Annotated in this window: 15 protein-coding genes and 1 riboswitch; of the genes, 8 read left to right on the top strand and 7 right to left on the bottom strand. The window is 63.7% G+C overall.

The window, feature by feature from the left end; translation table 11 throughout:
- Positions 1 to 13: 13 nt before the first annotated feature.
- A complete protein-coding gene (locus tag LB555_RS24950) occupies positions 14 to 565 on the bottom strand; it encodes a carboxymuconolactone decarboxylase family protein (protein WP_224684029.1) in 552 nt (183 codons plus the stop codon).
- 103 nt (positions 566 to 668) lie between these two features.
- On the opposite strand from LB555_RS24950, the gene LB555_RS24945 reads away from it, so the two are divergent.
- Together LB555_RS24945 and LB555_RS24940 are read left to right on the top strand one after the other, a co-directional pair.
- The gene (locus tag LB555_RS24945) at positions 669 to 1,574 is read left to right on the top strand and encodes a LysR substrate-binding domain-containing protein (protein WP_224684028.1); all 906 of its coding nucleotides are present in this window, start codon (positions 669 to 671) and stop codon (positions 1,572 to 1,574) included.
- A 76-nt stretch (positions 1,575 to 1,650) separates the two neighbouring features.
- Positions 1,651 to 2,439 carry a lysophospholipid acyltransferase family protein gene (locus LB555_RS24940; RefSeq protein ID WP_015315527.1) on the top strand — a complete coding sequence of 263 codons (789 nt, stop codon included), beginning with the start codon at positions 1,651 to 1,653 and terminating at the stop codon, positions 2,437 to 2,439.
- 66 nt (positions 2,440 to 2,505) lie between these two features.
- On the opposite strand, the gene LB555_RS24935 is transcribed toward LB555_RS24940, so the two are convergent.
- Positions 2,506 to 3,453, bottom strand: coding sequence for an aldo/keto reductase (locus LB555_RS24935; protein ID WP_140662851.1), 948 nt, complete (start codon positions 3,451 to 3,453; stop codon positions 2,506 to 2,508).
- A 123-nt stretch (positions 3,454 to 3,576) separates the two neighbouring features.
- Positions 3,577 to 4,098 (bottom strand): gamma-glutamylcyclotransferase, encoded by a 522-nt coding sequence (locus LB555_RS24930; RefSeq protein ID WP_015315525.1) that lies wholly within the window; start codon positions 4,096 to 4,098, stop codon positions 3,577 to 3,579.
- Between the two features lie 135 nt (positions 4,099 to 4,233).
- Between LB555_RS24930 and LB555_RS24925 the strand changes: the two genes are divergently transcribed.
- The gene (locus LB555_RS24925; protein ID WP_140662853.1) at positions 4,234 to 5,232 is read left to right on the top strand and encodes a DUF2125 domain-containing protein; all 999 of its coding nucleotides are present in this window, start codon (positions 4,234 to 4,236) and stop codon (positions 5,230 to 5,232) included.
- A gap of 3 nt (positions 5,233 to 5,235) precedes the next feature.
- Positions 5,236 to 6,168, top strand: coding sequence for a sugar kinase (locus LB555_RS24920; protein ID WP_015315523.1), 933 nt, complete (start codon positions 5,236 to 5,238; stop codon positions 6,166 to 6,168).
- Here LB555_RS24920 and LB555_RS24915 read toward each other — a convergent pair.
- Together LB555_RS24915 and hisC are read right to left on the bottom strand one after the other, a co-directional pair.
- Entirely contained in the window at positions 6,165 to 7,100 is a 936-nt protein-coding gene (locus LB555_RS24915; protein ID WP_015315522.1) for a prephenate/arogenate dehydrogenase family protein, read from the bottom strand. The two genes, LB555_RS24920 and LB555_RS24915, sit on opposite strands and share 4 nt — an antisense overlap.
- A 23-nt stretch (positions 7,101 to 7,123) precedes the next feature.
- The gene (gene hisC, locus LB555_RS24910; RefSeq protein ID WP_224684027.1) at positions 7,124 to 8,233 is read right to left on the bottom strand and encodes a histidinol-phosphate transaminase; all 1,110 of its coding nucleotides are present in this window, start codon (positions 8,231 to 8,233) and stop codon (positions 7,124 to 7,126) included.
- Positions 8,234 to 8,370: 137 nt separating this feature from the next.
- A riboswitch (SAM riboswitch) is annotated at positions 8,371 to 8,448 on the top strand.
- 117 nt (positions 8,449 to 8,565) lie between these two features.
- Here hisC and metX point away from each other — a divergent pair.
- From metX to LB555_RS24895, 3 genes are all read left to right on the top strand, one after another.
- Positions 8,566 to 9,735 carry a homoserine O-acetyltransferase MetX gene (gene metX, locus LB555_RS24905; protein ID WP_023770805.1) on the top strand — a complete coding sequence of 390 codons (1,170 nt, stop codon included), beginning with the start codon at positions 8,566 to 8,568 and terminating at the stop codon, positions 9,733 to 9,735.
- Positions 9,736 to 9,793: 58 nt separating this feature from the next.
- Positions 9,794 to 10,408 (top strand): methionine biosynthesis protein MetW, encoded by a 615-nt coding sequence (gene metW / locus LB555_RS24900; protein WP_015315519.1) that lies wholly within the window; start codon positions 9,794 to 9,796, stop codon positions 10,406 to 10,408.
- A gap of 283 nt (positions 10,409 to 10,691) precedes the next feature.
- Positions 10,692 to 11,627 carry a glycosyltransferase family 2 protein gene (locus LB555_RS24895; RefSeq protein WP_140616813.1) on the top strand — a complete coding sequence of 312 codons (936 nt, stop codon included), beginning with the start codon at positions 10,692 to 10,694 and terminating at the stop codon, positions 11,625 to 11,627.
- 122 nt (positions 11,628 to 11,749) lie between these two features.
- On the opposite strand, the gene LB555_RS24890 is transcribed toward LB555_RS24895, so the two are convergent.
- Together LB555_RS24890 and LB555_RS24885 are read right to left on the bottom strand one after the other, a co-directional pair.
- Positions 11,750 to 13,573: an ABC transporter ATP-binding protein/permease gene (locus tag LB555_RS24890; RefSeq protein ID WP_015315517.1), complete on the bottom strand. Its 1,824-nt coding sequence runs from the start codon at positions 13,571 to 13,573 to the stop codon at positions 11,750 to 11,752.
- A gap of 137 nt (positions 13,574 to 13,710) precedes the next feature.
- On the bottom strand, positions 13,711 to 14,496 hold the full coding sequence (locus tag LB555_RS24885) for a class I SAM-dependent methyltransferase (RefSeq protein WP_015315516.1): 786 nt from the start codon (positions 14,494 to 14,496) through the stop codon (positions 13,711 to 13,713).
- 189 nt (positions 14,497 to 14,685) lie between these two features.
- Between LB555_RS24885 and gloB the strand changes: the two genes are divergently transcribed.
- Positions 14,686 to 15,453, top strand: coding sequence for a hydroxyacylglutathione hydrolase (gene gloB / locus LB555_RS24880; protein WP_224684026.1), 768 nt, complete (start codon positions 14,686 to 14,688; stop codon positions 15,451 to 15,453).
- Positions 15,454 to 15,466 lie beyond the last annotated feature (13 nt).

Genomic DNA, 15,466 nt, shown 5'->3' with positions numbered 1-15,466 from the left:
CTCCTATCCGGATTCAGGCAGCATTGCGGGCGGAAACAACCGGAAAATCGATCTCGGTCTGGGCAACCTCATTGATATAGTTGGTCCAGACGTTCAGGGCGACATGCTGGACAATCTCGATGATCTCTCCGTCGTCATAGCCCGCGAGCCTGACAGCGGCGATATCCTCCTGGGCGATATGTCCGCGGCTTTGCGCAACCCGGGCTGCAAAACGCACCGCCGCGGCTGCCTTGGGGTCCATGGAGCCGCCATGGCGATTGGCCATCATCTCGGCATCGTCAAGGCTTGCGAGCGTCTTGCCGAGATAGGTGTGCGCGCACAGACAGTAGTTGCAGCCATTGATCTCGGCGATCGCCAGCGCGATGCGCTCGCGTGTCGGCGCCGGAAGCCGGCCCTTGGCCAGCGCGCCCATCATGCCGAGATAGCCTTCCAGCGCCGCCGGACTGTTGGCGACCATCCGAAACAGGTTCGGCACGACACCAAGCTGTTTTTCCACCACTTGCAGCATGGGCTGCGCGGCGGCGGGAGCGGCAGCGATGGACGAAGGCGTAGCGATGCGGGGCATAGAGATTTCCTGGTTGAGGTGTGCCCCCGTTATATGCAGCCTTCCATGTTGCGGATGTAGATGCCATATTTGCAACCAACCCTTCCATTTTCTGGAAGAAATGATGGATCGTCTCGAAGCCATGTCCCTTTTCGTCGCGGCGGCGGCGGGCGGCCGCCTTTCCCCCCCCCCGCGCCATTCGGACGTTCCGTTGGCAACAGTCAGCCGCAAGGTCTCCGAACTGGAGCGGTACCTGAAGACACGCCTGTTGAACCGCTCGACGCGGCGGCTGACACTGACCGACGCTGGCCATGCCTATCTCGCTGCCTGCCGCCGCATCCTCGACCAGGTCGGCGACGCCGAACGCACCGCCGGCGGCGAATACAGCGCCCCGACAGGGGAATTGATCATCACCGCGCCGATCGTCTTCGGCCGTCTTCACGTGCTGCCGGTCGTCACCGACTTCCTCGCCGCCTATCCCCTGGTGGATATCCGCCTGACGCTCGGCGACAGGATAAGCCAGTTGGCCGAGGATCATATCGACCTCGCCGTCCGTATCGGCAGGCTGCCGGATTCGCGCATGGTCGCCATCAGGGTCGGTTCGATCGGTCATGTTGTCTGCGCGAGCCCTGCCTATCTGGCCGGACGCGGCATTCCAGAAACTCCGGGAGATCTCGAGGCGCACAGCTGCATTACCTTCGAGGGCCTTGGCTCGCTCGCCACCTGGACCTTCACCGTGGACAAGGCTGATTTTGTCGTGCCGGTCCGATCAAGGCTCCGGGTCAACACCGCCGAGGCGGCGATTGATGCGGCGATCGCCGGCGTCGGAGTGACACGGGTGCTTTCCTACCAGATTGTCGCCGCCGCACGCTCGGGAACACTGCGCCCCGTGCTCAGGGATTTCGAACCCGAGCCTTGGCCGGTAAACCTGGTGCATGCGGGCCAGGGCCGGCTGCCGGTGAAACTGCGCGCCTTCCTCGACTTCGCCGCCCCCCGCCTGAGGGAACGCCTGGCGCAGGCGACCTGGTAGGACGGACAGTATCGCACCGTTCCTTTTTCTCCGCGCTTGGTGTAACCAACGCACACTTCCTCACCGGACCTCCCCCATGCTCTATGTCAGATCGCTGGCGTTCAATTTCGTCTTCTACGTCAATCTGATCGTCCAGATGATCCTCTGGACCCCGTACTATTTCCTGTCGCCCCGCCACCGCGCCTGGTTCGTGCCGAAATTCTGGTCGCGCACCTCGATGTGGCTCTATGACAAGATCGCCGGCACCAAAAACGACATCACCGGGCAGGAAAACCTGCCCGAGGGTTCCTTCATCCTGGCGCCCAAGCACCAGTCTTTCTGGGACGCCATCGCCTTCTTCCCCTTCCTCCAGGACCCGCTCTACATCCTCAAGCGCGAGCTGACCTGGATCCCCTTTTTCGGCTGGTACATCTTGAAGATGCGGATGATCCCGGTGCATCGCGGCAGCCGTTCCAAGGCCTTGAAGGCGGTGGTTGCGGCGACCAAGGAAGAAATGGCGCGCAACCCGCGCCAGCTGATCATCTATCCCGAGGGCACGCGCCGGGCGCCGGGCGACGAGCCGGCCTATAAATACGGCATCGTCGAAATCTATTCGCAGCTTGGCGTTCCGGTCGTGCCGGTCGCCCATGTCGCTGGCCTCTATTGGCCGCGCCGCAAGTTCCTGCGCTACCCCGGCACCGTCAAGGCGCGCTTCCTGCCGCCTATACCGCCTGGCCTGGGCAAGGACGAGTTCATGGCGCGGCTGATCGGTGAGACCGAAGCTGCCTGCGACCAGCTTCTCCTCGAGGCATCTCGCGCATCCAACCCGCCGGCCCTGCCGCCAACGGCGGTGAAACGGCTTCGGGAGCTCGGCGCGAAGGCCTGAAGCCTCCTGACCACGGGCCGTCAGCCGTACACCGCCAGCACCGTGGTCAGCACCAGCGTCGCAGCCTCAGGCGCTGGCCTTGTCGAGTTCGGCCATATCGTCCGCGGACAGCTTCAGCGACGCCGCGCGGATCAGGCTGTCCATCTGCTCAGGCTTGGTCGCACTGGCGATCGGCGCGGTGACGCCGGGCCGCGCGATAACCCAAGCAAGCGCCACTTCCGCCTGTTTGGCCGAATGCCTGGCCGACACCGCGTCCAGCGCCGCCAGGATGCGCATGCCACGCGCATTGAGGTAGTCTTTCACCCCGCCGCCGCGCTCGCTTTGGCCGAGATCGGCCTCGCTGCGGTACTTGCCGCTGAGAAAGCCCTTGGCCAGGCTGAAATAGGTGATGACGCCGATATCCTCCGCCACGCAGAGATCGCGCAGCGGGCCATCGAAGGAGGAGCGGTCATAGAGATTGTATTCCGGCTGCAGCACCTCGTAGCGCGGCAGGCCGCGCAGGCTTGCCACGTCAAGTGCCGCGCGCAACTGGCCGGCGTCGAGGTTGGAACAGCCGGCATAGCGGATCTTGCCCTTGGCGAGCAGTTTCTCATAGGCGCCGAGGGTTTCCTCATAGGGCGTGGTCGGATCCGGCCAGTGCGACAGGTAAAGGTCGATGAATTCGGTCTGCAGCCGCTTCAGCGATGCATCGACAGCCTTTTCGATATAGGCGGCCGACAGGTCCTTGTGGCCCTGCCCCATGTCTGAGCCGACCTTGGTGACCACCACGACCTTGTCGCGATTGCCACGATCCTTCATCCATTTGCCGATGATGGTTTCCGATTCACCGCCCTTGTTGCCGGGAACCCAGCGCGAATAGGCGTCGGCCGTGTCGATGGCATTGAGGCCGGCTCCGACAAAGCGATCGAGCAGATCGAAAGAAGTCTTCTCGTCGGCGGTCCAGCCGAAGACATTGCCACCCAGAACCAGCGGCGCGATGGAAAGGTCGGTGCGACCGAGACGGCGTTTCTGCAAGACGGATCTCCGTGGTGATTGGGACCGGGCGGATGCCGCCCGCTGGCTGGGTTCGGAGCCTAACCTAGGTCTTGCCGCATCGAGGTCAAAGGCCTGGCCACCCTTTTCCGCGGAGCCAGCGCTTCACAAAGTCGCTATCCGGTGCGCCACATCCTCCAGCCAGTGGTCGCGAATCTCGAGCGCTTCCAGATGCTTCAGCGTGCTCAGCACATAATCCTCGTTGTCACCGGATCGGCCGACCGCGCCGCGCACCACGGCCGCCGCCTCCGCCGCGTCCAGCGCGCCCGCATATTGCTCATGCTTGCGGTCGACGACGTAGGCCACGGCTTCCACCGTGCCACCGCCGTCGAGGCGAACCTTGAGCGTCCGCTCGAGATAGACGCTGGTGACGAGTTCGCGCTCGCGCAGATAGGCAATGACCTCGTCGCGCAATTCGCCAGGGACGCGGTACGCAAGGCCGACGCAGGAGCCGCCATGGTCGAGGCCAAGCACCAGTCCGGGCCGCTGGCGCGTGCCGCGATGCACGAAGGAATAGACGCAGAGCGAGCGGCGATAGCCATGCAGGCGGGCGCGTCGTGTCTCGACATGAGCGAAACCCGGCCGCCAGATCAGCGAACCGTAGCCGAACACCCAAAAATCGCCCATATCACCGCGCCTGATTGCAAAAAGAATGGCAGCACCGCACCGGTAACCGGTGTTTTTTCCATCCGTCTCTGTCTACCTAGTGTTCGGAACCTGAGAATCCGTCCACACCATCCATGCGTTAATGAGAGCCAAAGCATGACGTCAAGTGACGAACGCCAACCGGGTAACCGTCGCCGTCTGTGGTGGCTTGCCGCGTTCATCCTCGTGCTGTTCGCCATTTACAGCGCCGGCTGGTTCTATCTGGCCAACAGGGTCCGGTCCGAGGCCGACAAGGCGGTTGCCACGCTCAACAAGAGCGGCATCGAGGCCGGTTGCGCCAACCTCCAGGTCGGTGGCTATCCACTGAGCTTTGCCGTCTCTTGCGACAACCTCGCCTACGAGGACGACGCCAAGAGCATTGCTGCCTCGGCCGGCTCCTTCAACGCCGTCGCCCAGATCGTCCAGCCCTTGTCGCCTGTTGCCAATCTACGCGGTCCACTCCGGACCTCCGTCCCCGGCATGATGCCGCTCTGGATCGACTGGGACAATCTGCAGGCCAACGTCAAATTGTGGTACCCGCTGCCCCGGCGTGTAGCGCTGCAGGCCGAGGGCCTGTCGGGCCAGACCGACCCGGCCGACGACACCGATCCGGTGGAACTGTTCAGTGCCGGCAAGGCGTCAGGCCAATTGCAGCCCAACAACGGCGATCTCGATTATGTCGGCAGCTTTGGCGATCTCGAGATCGATGCCGACGCGATCGGCGGGCGGGTGTTGCCGGCGCTCGATGCCAGCGGCGACGTGACACTGAAGAACGGCGTGGCGCTGATCGGCACGCAGGTGAAAAGCCTGCGCGGCCAGCGGATCGAAATCCGCAACCTCGATCTGTCGTCCGGCACGGCGCGCGTCACCGTTTCCGGGCCGCTGTCAGTCGATGCCGAGGGTCTCGTCGACGCCGACCTGATGATCAGGATCAAGGATCCCAAGGCGGTGGCATCTATTCTTGCCGGCGCCATACCCGAGCAGAAGAATGCGATCGAGCAGGGTTTTGGCGCCCTGGCGCTGCTTGGCAGCGAACCGTCCATGCCGCTGAAAGTGGTCAAGGGCAAGGCTTCCCTCGGCTTCATTCCGCTGGGCAAGATCAAGCCGGTCAACTAACGGATGGCGGGGCCGGCAAAGCTGCTGAGCGTCGGCGCACTGACGCTTGACACCATTCTTCGTGTCGAATCACTGCCCACGCATCAGGGAAAATTCATCGCCTCGGACGGCATCCAGATCGCCTCGGGCATGGCGACGAGCGCGGCCTGCGCCGCGCATCGCCTGGGTGCCGAGGTGTCGCTATGGGCTAGCGCCGGCGACGATCCGGTCGGCGATCTGCTGATTGCCGGGATAGAGGCCGAGGGCGTCGATTGCAGCCATGTACGCCGCGTCAGCGGCGCCCGCTCGGCACTGGCCTCGATCCTGGTCGATGCGCATGGCGAGCGGATCATCGTGCCTTTCTACGACGCGCGCGCGCAGGCCGATCCCGAGGTTTTGCCGTTCACCGACATAACGGCATTCGACGCCGTACTGGCCGACGTGCGCTGGCCGGGCGCCGCGGCGCTTGCCCTTAAGGCGGCGCGCGCCGCCGGCCGCCCAGCCATACTCGATGCCGATACCGCGCCCCTGGCGGTACTGGAGCGATTATTGCCGCTCGCCTCGCACATCGTCGCCTCGGAGCCGGCGGTCCGCATCATATGCGGCCACGCGCTGGATCTGGAGACCGCCTGCACCGATTTGGCGTCCCGCACCGATGCGTTCGTCGCGGTCACCGGCGGCGCGGCGGGTACCTGGTGGTTCGACCGAAGCGCCGGATCATCCCGCCATGTCGAGGCACCGAGGGTCAAGGCGGTCGACACGCTGGCCGCCGGCGATGTCTTTCATGGCGCCTTTGCCGTCGGGCTGGCGGAAGCCATGGCGGTCGAGCACGCACTGCGCTTTGCCAGCGCGGCCGCCGCGCTCAAGTGCCTGCGCTTCGGCGGCCGGCTGGGCGCGCCGGATCGGGCGGAGACGCTCGCCATGATGGCAACCGCCTGGCCGGTTGAAATCACCTAGCTCTTTGCCGGATGCTCGACCGCCTGGCGGCCAAAATCGGGCGCGTCGATATCCTGGCCCGCCTCGATGATCGAGCGGCGCACGGCGCGGGTGCGGGTGAACAGGTCGAAGAGCTTGTCGCCGTCGCCCCAGCGGATGGCGCGCTGCAGGAACGCCAGGTCTTCCGAGAACCGCGCCAACATTTCCAGGATGGCATCCTTGTTGTGCAGGCACACGTCCCGCCACATGGTCGGATCGGAGGCAGCCAGACGCGTGAAATCGCGAAAACCGGAGGCGGAATATTTGATCACTTCCGTCTTGGTCACCGATTCCAGATCGTCGGCGGTGCCGACGATGTTGTAGGCGATGATGTGCGGCAGATGCGAGACGATGGCCAGCGTCATGTCGTGATGCTGCGGGTCCATCGTGTCGATGTTGGCGCCGCAGCGGCGCCAGAATTCCGACAGCCGTTCCAGCGCTTCCGGATCGGTGCCCGGCACCGGCGTGAAGATGCACCAGCGGTTGTCGAACAGGTCGGCAAACCCGGCATCCGGGCCGGATTTTTCGGTGCCCGCCAGCGGATGGCCAGGAATGAAATGGACGCCTTCAGGCACATGCGGCTGCATCTGCGCGATGACCGAGGCCTTGGTCGAGCCGACATCGGTGAGGATCGCCCCCTTTTTCAGCGCCGGCGCGATTTCCTCCGCTACAGCGCCGGATGAGCCGACCGGCACCGAGACAACGACCAGATCGGCATCACGCACCGCGTCCCCGGCATCGATGGTGTAGGAATCGCCAAGGCCCAGTTCCTCGGCTCGCTTGAGCGTTGCCGCACTGCGCGTCGAGATGGCGACATGGCGAGCCAAGCCCTCGCGTCGGATGACGCGGGCCAGAGACGAGCCGATCAGGCCGATACCGACCAGCGCGATCTTTTCGAACATCGGTGATGCCATGGTGTTCCAGCTCTTTAGACGTTCTAGCTTTTCAGGAATGTCGTGAGCGCGGCGACAACGCCGCGATTGGCCTCTTCAGTGCCGACGGTCATGCGAAGCGCGTTGGGAAAGCCGTAACCTGAAACGCGCCGCAGAATATAGCCGCGCGCGCTCAGATAATCGTCAGCCGCCGCCGCGGAATGCTTCTGATCGTCGGGAAAATGAATGAGCAGGAAATTGCCAACGCTCGGCGTCACGCGCAGCCCGAGCCCGGTCATTTCGCCGCTCAGCCAGGTGAGCCAGGTCTCGTTATGCGCCACGCTACGCTCGACATGGGCACGGTCGCGGATCGCGGCGATGCCGGCCTCGATCGCTGTCGCATTGACGTTGAAGGGGCCGCGTACACGATTGATGGCGTCGACGATATGCAGGGGACCATACATCCAGCCGATGCGCGCGCCGCCGAGCCCGATCTTGGAGAAGGTGCGGGTCATCACCACGTTCTCGGCGCTGCCGGCCAGCTCGATGCCGGCTTCGTAATCGTTGCGGCGGACATATTCGGCGTAGGCCGCGTCGAGCACCAGCAGCACATTTCCCGGCAGTCCGGCATGAAGGCGGCGCACCTCCTGGAAAGGGACATAGGTGCCGGTCGGGTTGTTGGGATTGGCCAGGAACACGATTTTCGTGCGCGGCGTGACGGCCGCCAGCATCGCATCGATGTCGGCGCGCTCGTCGGTCTCCTTGACCACGACCGGGGTGGCGCCTGCCGACTGGATGTAGATCTTGTAGACCATGAAGGCGTGTTCGGTGAACATAGCCTCGTCACCCGGCGCGAGATAGGTCTGCGCCAACAGGCCGAGGATCTCGTCCGACCCGTTGGAGCAGATGATGTTTTGCGCGTTGAGGCCATGCACCTCGGCGATAGCCTCGCGCAACCGCCTGGCGCTGCCGTCGGGATAGATGTCGAGTTTGCCGGCGACCTCGCGCGCGGCCTCGATCGCCTTCGGCGAAGGCCCAAGCGGATTCTCGTTCGACGACAGCTTGTAGACCTTGGCCACACCGGCGGCCGCCGAGCTTTTGCCGGGCACATAGGCCTCTATATCCATGATGCCCGCGCGCGGAGTTGGACGTGCCTGATCCGGTGTCTGGTTCATATCTTGCAAAATCCGTCGAAAACCCCTCCATCCGGAGGCCGCTGCGGAGATACAAGCCATGGCACGCAATGTCGAGAGGTGGCAGCGGTGCCAGCCGCCGCCATTGACGGCGAGGCAGGCGGGTTCTAGAAAGACGATGACAGTTCCGTGGTGATTTGGCCGGTCGGCTTGCAGCCACGTTAAACAATTCGCTAAAGGGCCGTTTGCGTGACGTAACCGGCTTTGCGAAGGCAATGCCGGTTTTTTGTTGTCCGCGACCGGCCGGACGGACGCATCGGCGGCGGAGATCGGCAGCGATTTCCACGAGCGCACGGTGCAGCAAGAGAGACGTGATGGCCGCTCTGCGTGCAGGAAAGACCAACAACGAGGCCGACCAACCGTCGAGCCCGGTGTTGCGGTTCGGGCCCGACAAGCCGCTCAAGCTCGATGCGGGTACGTTGCTGTCGCCGTTCCAGATCGCCTACCAGACCTATGGCACGCTGAACGATGCCCGCTCCAATGCCATCCTCGTCTGCCATGCGCTGACCGGCGACCAGCATGTCGCCAGCACAAATCCGGTAACCGGCAAGCCCGGTTGGTGGGAAGTGCTGATCGGACCGGGCAAGATCATCGATACCAGCCGTTTCTTCGTCATCTGCTCCAATGTCATCGGCGGCTGCCTGGGTTCCACCGGTCCGGCCTCTACCAACCCGGCCACGGGTAAACCCTATGGCCTCGACCTGCCGGTCATCACCATCCGCGACATGGTGCGCGCGCAGCAGATGCTGATCGACCATTTCGGCATCGAGAAACTGTTCTGCGTGCTCGGCGGCTCGATGGGCGGCATGCAGGTTCTGGAATGGGCGTCGAGCTATCCCGAGCGCGTGTTCTCGGCGCTGCCGATCGCCACCGGGGCGCGCCATTCGTCACAGAACATCGCCTTCCACGAAGTCGGGCGGCAGGCTGTGATGGCCGATCCGGACTGGCATGGCGGCAAATATTTCGAGCACGGCAAGCGTCCGGAGAAAGGGCTGGCGGTGGCGCGCATGGCCGCCCACATCACCTATCTGTCGGAAGCCGCCCTGCACCGAAAATTCGGCCGCAATTTGCAGGACCGCGAAGCGCTGACCTTCGGCTTCGACGCCGACTTCCAGATCGAGAGCTATCTGCGCCACCAGGGCATGACCTTCGTCGACCGCTTCGATGCCAACTCCTATCTCTACATGACGCGGTCGATGGATTATTTCGACCTCGCCGCCGACCATGGCGGCCGGCTGGCCGACGCCTTCGCCGGCACGAAAACCCGTTTTTGCTTGGTGTCCTTCACATCGGACTGGCTGTTCCCGACAGAAGAGAGCCGCTCCATCGTCCACGCACTCAACGCCGCCGGCGCCTCGGTATCCTTCGTCGAGATCGAGACCGATCGCGGCCACGACGCCTTCCTGCTCGACGAGCCGGAACTGTTTGCCGCCATCAACGGCTTCATCGGCTCGGCCGCGCGCGCCAGGGGGCTCAGCGCATGACCCCGAAAAGTTGCAGACGTTTCGGACCAAGGCCATGCGCCGTCCACGAGGCGAAGCCATGAGCGTCAACGGCAGCCAACGCGTCGACCTCGAGGTCGTCGCCAACCTCATCCCGCCGCAATCGCGTGTGCTCGACGTCGGCTCGGGCGACGGCTCATTGCTCGAATTGCTGCAGGACACCAAGCAGGTCGATGGTCGCGGACTCGAGCTGTCGCAGCGTGGCGTCAACGAATGCGTGGCGCGCGGTCTCAGTGTCATCCAGGGCGACGCCGACACCGATCTCGAATTCTATCCCGACAAGGGCTTTGACTTCGTTGTCCTGTCGCAGACCCTGCAGGCCACCCGCAACCCGAAGCTGGTGCTCGACGAGCTGCTCAGGATCGGCAACCGGGCAATCGTGTCTTTCCCCAATTTCGGTCACTGGCGGGTGCGCCTGTCGCTGTTCGTCAAGGGCCGCATGCCTGTGACCAGCGACCTGCCCTATTCCTGGTACGACACGCCCAACATCCACTTCTGCACGATCCGAGACTTCGTCAATTTGTGCGAAGAGCTTGGCGCGACAGTGGAGAAGGCGACCGCGCTCGACGCCAACGGCCAGAAGATCGGCCTGTCGATGCCATGGTGGTTCTGGAATTTCTTTGGCCAACAAGCAGTGTTCCTGCTGAAGCGATAATGAAATGGGCGACGCCCGCAGGCGCGACTGCCAATCCTTGAGGGTGGCCGCGCGTCTTTCAGCGGGTGCGAAAGTGTTGCAGTTGAAGCGCCATGAGCTGGAATTCATCATACCTGGTCGGTCGAACGACGGCACGACGGGGTGACATGGCAGGTTGTTTTTTGTAGCGTCGCACCGAATCCGATGAGGCCCATCCAGGGGGAAGTCCGATCCATTTAGCCATCCCGATGATCAAAGGACCTGGCGCGAAGGGTGTTTACGCGCTGGAGGCGGCCTACGTGATATGATCGGGAAGACCGAACAGGCGCCCCTCGTCACGGTGATCACGCCGACTCACAACCGGCGCGAAACGGTGCTCCGCGCCGTCGAAAGCGTGCTTTCCCAGAGCATGCCGCGATTTGAACATATCGTCGTCGACGATGGTTCGACGGACGGGACCGAGGCGGCGCTCGCCCGCATCCATGACCCCCGGCTGATCTATGTCGGCGCGAAGTGGCGCGGCGCCAATGCCGCCAGGAATGCCGGCATCGAGCTAGCCCGGGCGCCCGTGGTGACTTTTCTTGATTCGGACGATCTCTTCCTGCCGCACCGGCTCGAACGGACGCTGGCATGGTTCGACGACAATCCAGCGCTCGAAGTCCTGCTCTCCTCATATGTCTCGGTGAAGGGTGGCCGCGGCACCGCCTGCGTCAACCGCGGCGCTTTCCTGAACCCGCCAATGCTGGAGCGGGCGGTGGTCGCGCAGACGGCCTTCATAGCCGGATCGGCTATAACAGCCAGACGCGAGGCTTTGCTGGCCATCGGCGGCTATGACAGCGACATTCCCCGGATGCAGGACCGCGAGCTTCTGCTGCGCTTCGCACAGCGCTTCGGCGCGCAATTATCGGAAGATATCGACTGGACGAAGCACAATTCGCAGAATTCGATTTCAGGCCGCAGGGACGGCTATGTCGAAGCCTACGCGATCCTGATGAGTAAGCATCCGCACATCGCTCGCTCCTACCCCCATGTCCCTCCCTTTATGATCACGCGGCAGATCATCGCCGATATTCTCCGGGGGCGAATACCACAGGCATTTGCAGGATACATGGCCAACCGCTCGTCTGATGCGCTTGGTTATTCATTGCCGGAACTGATCAACGGTTATCTCCACGGCCGCCGCTGGCGGCGCGACCTCTACGACGAAGTTCGTGGCAAGTTTGGAATTCCACCGGCCTGACCGGCGACAGCTCAGCGATCGAGCACGGAGCGTTGCAGGGCGCATTCCTTCTCGTCCGGCAGCGAGATGCCGACCGCCAGGGCCTTGGCGGCCAGGCAACGGGCCGCAACGGGGGAAAACTGCTACTTCCTGTGGTGGAGGCTTGCCGCGGCTGGCGGCGGCTCGATGGCACCCGCCCTGACGTGGGCAGGTTTCAGCGCGGGCGCGTCGGAATCCTTAACGATCGTCAGGGAACGCGGGAAGAACTGATTGTTGTGCTGGCCGCGCCCGATGTTGATGATCGCGGCGCCGGGCAGGCGCTTCTCCAGCAGCGACAGCACGCGCCGCAGCGAGGGTCCGTCGAACGCATCCATGGCTTCGTCGATGATCACCCATTTTGGCTGTCGCAAGGCGAGCCTGGCCACGCCAAGCAATCGCTGTTCGTCATCGCCCAACTCATGGTCCCAGCGTCCGACGCGGTCGAGCGACGACGACAGCCGTCCAAGACCGACCTCGGCAAGCACCGCTGAAATGTCGGCGTCGTTCGCCGGCGCATGCCCGTTCGGGTGATTGAGGACCTCGCGCAGCGTGCCGGCTGGCAAATAGGGCACACGCGGCACGAAGATGATGGTTTCCCCCGCCGGCAGGCCGATCCGCCCGCTGCCCCACGGCCACAGCCCGGCAATGGCGCGGAAGAACAGCGTCTTGCCGGCGCCCGGTTCACCGGTGATCATGACGCGCTCGCCGGCATGGATTTCGACATGCTGGTCGGCGAGCTTGGTGCATCCGTCCGGCGATGCCACCTGAAGCTTCTCGAACGTCAGGTTGCCATTGGCGTTGTCGGCGAATTCGATGCGCTTCTCCTTGTCGTGCAGCACATCGGTTTCATCGAGCGCGATGCGGAAGTCGGCGACACGCATCAGCGTGGCGCGCCAGTCGGCAATGCTGCCGATGTTGTTGATGAACCAACGCAGGGAGGAGTGGACCTGGTTGAAGGCCCCGACCGCCATCATCAGCCCGCCAAAGCTGATATCCCCCGAGAAATAGACCGGCGAGGCGACCAGGATCGGCGCCACGACCGTGATCCAGCCATAAGTATCGGTTACCCAGGACAGATTGATCTGGGCGGTGTAGATGCGCCGCATGGCGCCCAGCACCGTGCCGAGGTCGAGTTGCAGCCGTCGCTTGGCGTCATCCTCCCCACGGTACAGCGCGATGGCATCGACATTCTCGTTGACGCGCACCATCGAGGAGCGCAGCTCCGCTTCGCGCGTATAGCGGTCGCTGTTGAGGCTGATGAGCGGCCGCCCGACCAGCCAGCTCAGCCACGAGGCGGTACCGGCATAGAGGAACGCGGCCCAAACCATGTAGCCCGGTATCGCCAGCGACCAGCCGTTGACGTGGAAGACGAAGCCCGAAGACAGTTCCCACAGCACACCGACAAAGGACACGAGCAGGATGAACGACTGCAGCAGGCCGACACCAAGATCGGTCGACAGGTCCGAGAGATGCGCGGCATCCTGTTGCATGCGCTGGTCGGGATTGACGCCGATGGCGCCGGCATTGGCCAGCCGGAAGGCGCGCGCCGGCCGCATCCATTGGTCGATCAGGTCCAGCGTCAGCGCCTCGCGCAACTTCAGCCGGATCATCTGGTTGAGCCAGGTCTGGCCGATATTGAGCACCAGCAGTCCGCCGGCGATCATGGCAAAGACCATCAGCTGATGCAGGAAGGCCGCCATGTCGCGGCGCGCGAGGGCATCGTAGAAGGGCTGGTTCCAGCGGTTGAGCAAGACCTGGCCGATCGACGTCGCGATAATGACGCCCATGATGCCGAGCGACGTCCACAGCAACCACTTGCGAACCGGCGATCCGATCAGCGCCCGCTTGATCGTCGCCACCTGATCGCGCAGGCTGCTGGCGACGGCGACCGGCTGAATGGTGGCCTGATTGTCCAATTGATCAGCCATGGCCGAGGTCCTTGCGTTCAGTAGCGAAGCTGAAACCGGATGAAGGGAGCCGACGGCGGCAGCCCCTCAACCACTCCGCGAGCCCAGCACGACAGATAGGTCGGAAAGACGCGGCGCGATGCAAGTTTCCATCGCGATCACGAAGGTGTCACTTGCCGGGGCGATGCCACACCCCTTGCCTCGGCCCGCCGGCCGAGCCGTGTCGCGCCATGCGGCGACAGCACCGGCACGAAGACGCGGCGGGACGCACGCTGGGCCACCGGCACGCCTTGATAGAGCCGTTTCTGCGCTTCGACGACAATGACGCCGGAAAAGATCGGCCACAGCCTCCGGCCGGCGCGCTCCAGCACATTGTGGAAGCGCATCATGAAACGCCGCCGCGATGGCGGGAAGAACAGCGCATCCGACCAGGCGGCGGGCGTGAAATTCGCCTCACGCAGCAATTCGGTGAGCTGCCCGCGTGAGAAGGGCCGCCCATTGCCGAACGGCGTATGTTCGAAGCGCGCCCAGACACCGCGCCGGTTTGGCACGACGATGACGACGCGCCCGGCCGGCGACAGCACCCGCCAGATCTCGTTCAGCGTTTCACGCGGGTTTTCGACGTGTTCGAGCGAATGGACGAGCAGCATGCGGTCGATGCAGGAATCGACCAGTGGCAGTTCCTCGTCGAACACCAGGGCCGTCGCCGTTGGCCCGGCCGCCGGCCAGACCACGGCGCCCTGGGTCGCCGGCATGAAGGCGAAGACCCGCTCGGCGTCGGTGCCGAAGCGTTCCAGCCAGGGCAAGGTATAGCCCAGGCCGACCAGCCGCTCATTGGGCACCGCGGCCCATATCGACGACAGCGCCATGGTGATCGAGCGCTCGGCGAACCGGCCGAGCGTTGTCGAATAGAAGGAACGAAGGTCGACGATGTCGGAATGCATGTCAGGGATGTAGCCGTGATGTCAGCCGGATTCAACAAAAGGCCAAAGCGGCCGGCACGGCGGATGTCAATTTGACATCCCACGATAACATTCGCTTTGCTCGCCATCCGGGATGACATTCGCTTTCTCATCCGGGATGACATTCACGCAGCGGCGCCCTATGTCTGCGGCGGCAAATGGAGAAATGCGATGCCGGTCGAAATCGAACAGTTCATGTGCCGCACCGACAATTTCGGCGTGCTGGTGCATGACCCCGAAAGCGGCCAGACCGCGATTATCGACGCGCCCGAGGAAGCGCCGATCCTGGCCGCGATCAAGCGCACCGGCTGGACGCCGACGATGATCCTGACCACGCATCATCATATGGATCACGTCGAGGCCAATCTGGCGCTCAAGGAGCGCTTCAAGCTGCGCATCGTCGGCCCGGAGGCGGAAAAGGCCAAGATCCCCGGCATCGATGAAACCGTCGAAGAAGGCTCCGTCCTGCATCTCGGCCATGAGCGCATCGAAGTGATCGCCACGCCCGGGCATACCGCTGGCCATGTCTCCTACCATCTGCCGTTATCGAAAGTGGCGTTCACCGCGGATACGCTGTTTGCGCTGGGTTGTGGACGGCTGTTCGAATGCAAGCCGCCGGTGATGTACGAATCGCTGCGGAAGCTCGCGGCCCTTCCCGCCGAGACGACAATCTATTGCGGCCACGAATACACGCTCGCCAATGCCCGTTTCGCGCTGAGCGTCGACCCCACCAATTCGGCGTTGAAGGAGCGCGCCGCGCGGATCGAGGCGCTGCGGGTCGACAACAAGCCGACGCTGCCGACGACGATCGGCGAGGAACTGTCGACCAATCCCTTCCTGCGCTGGCACGATCCGGCAATCCGCAAGCATCTCGGCATGGAAAAGGCCGGGGATGCCGAGGTCTTCGCCGAAATCCGCAAGCGCAAGGACAATTTCTGACCACCATGCCAGC

The organism is Mesorhizobium sp. BR-1-1-10 (assembly GCF_020165595.1).
GTDB classification, from domain to species: domain Bacteria; phylum Pseudomonadota; class Alphaproteobacteria; order Rhizobiales; family Rhizobiaceae; genus Mesorhizobium; species Mesorhizobium australicum.
Note: the sequence above shows the minus strand (reverse complement) of the source record. Positions and strands in the feature narration are given on the sequence as shown.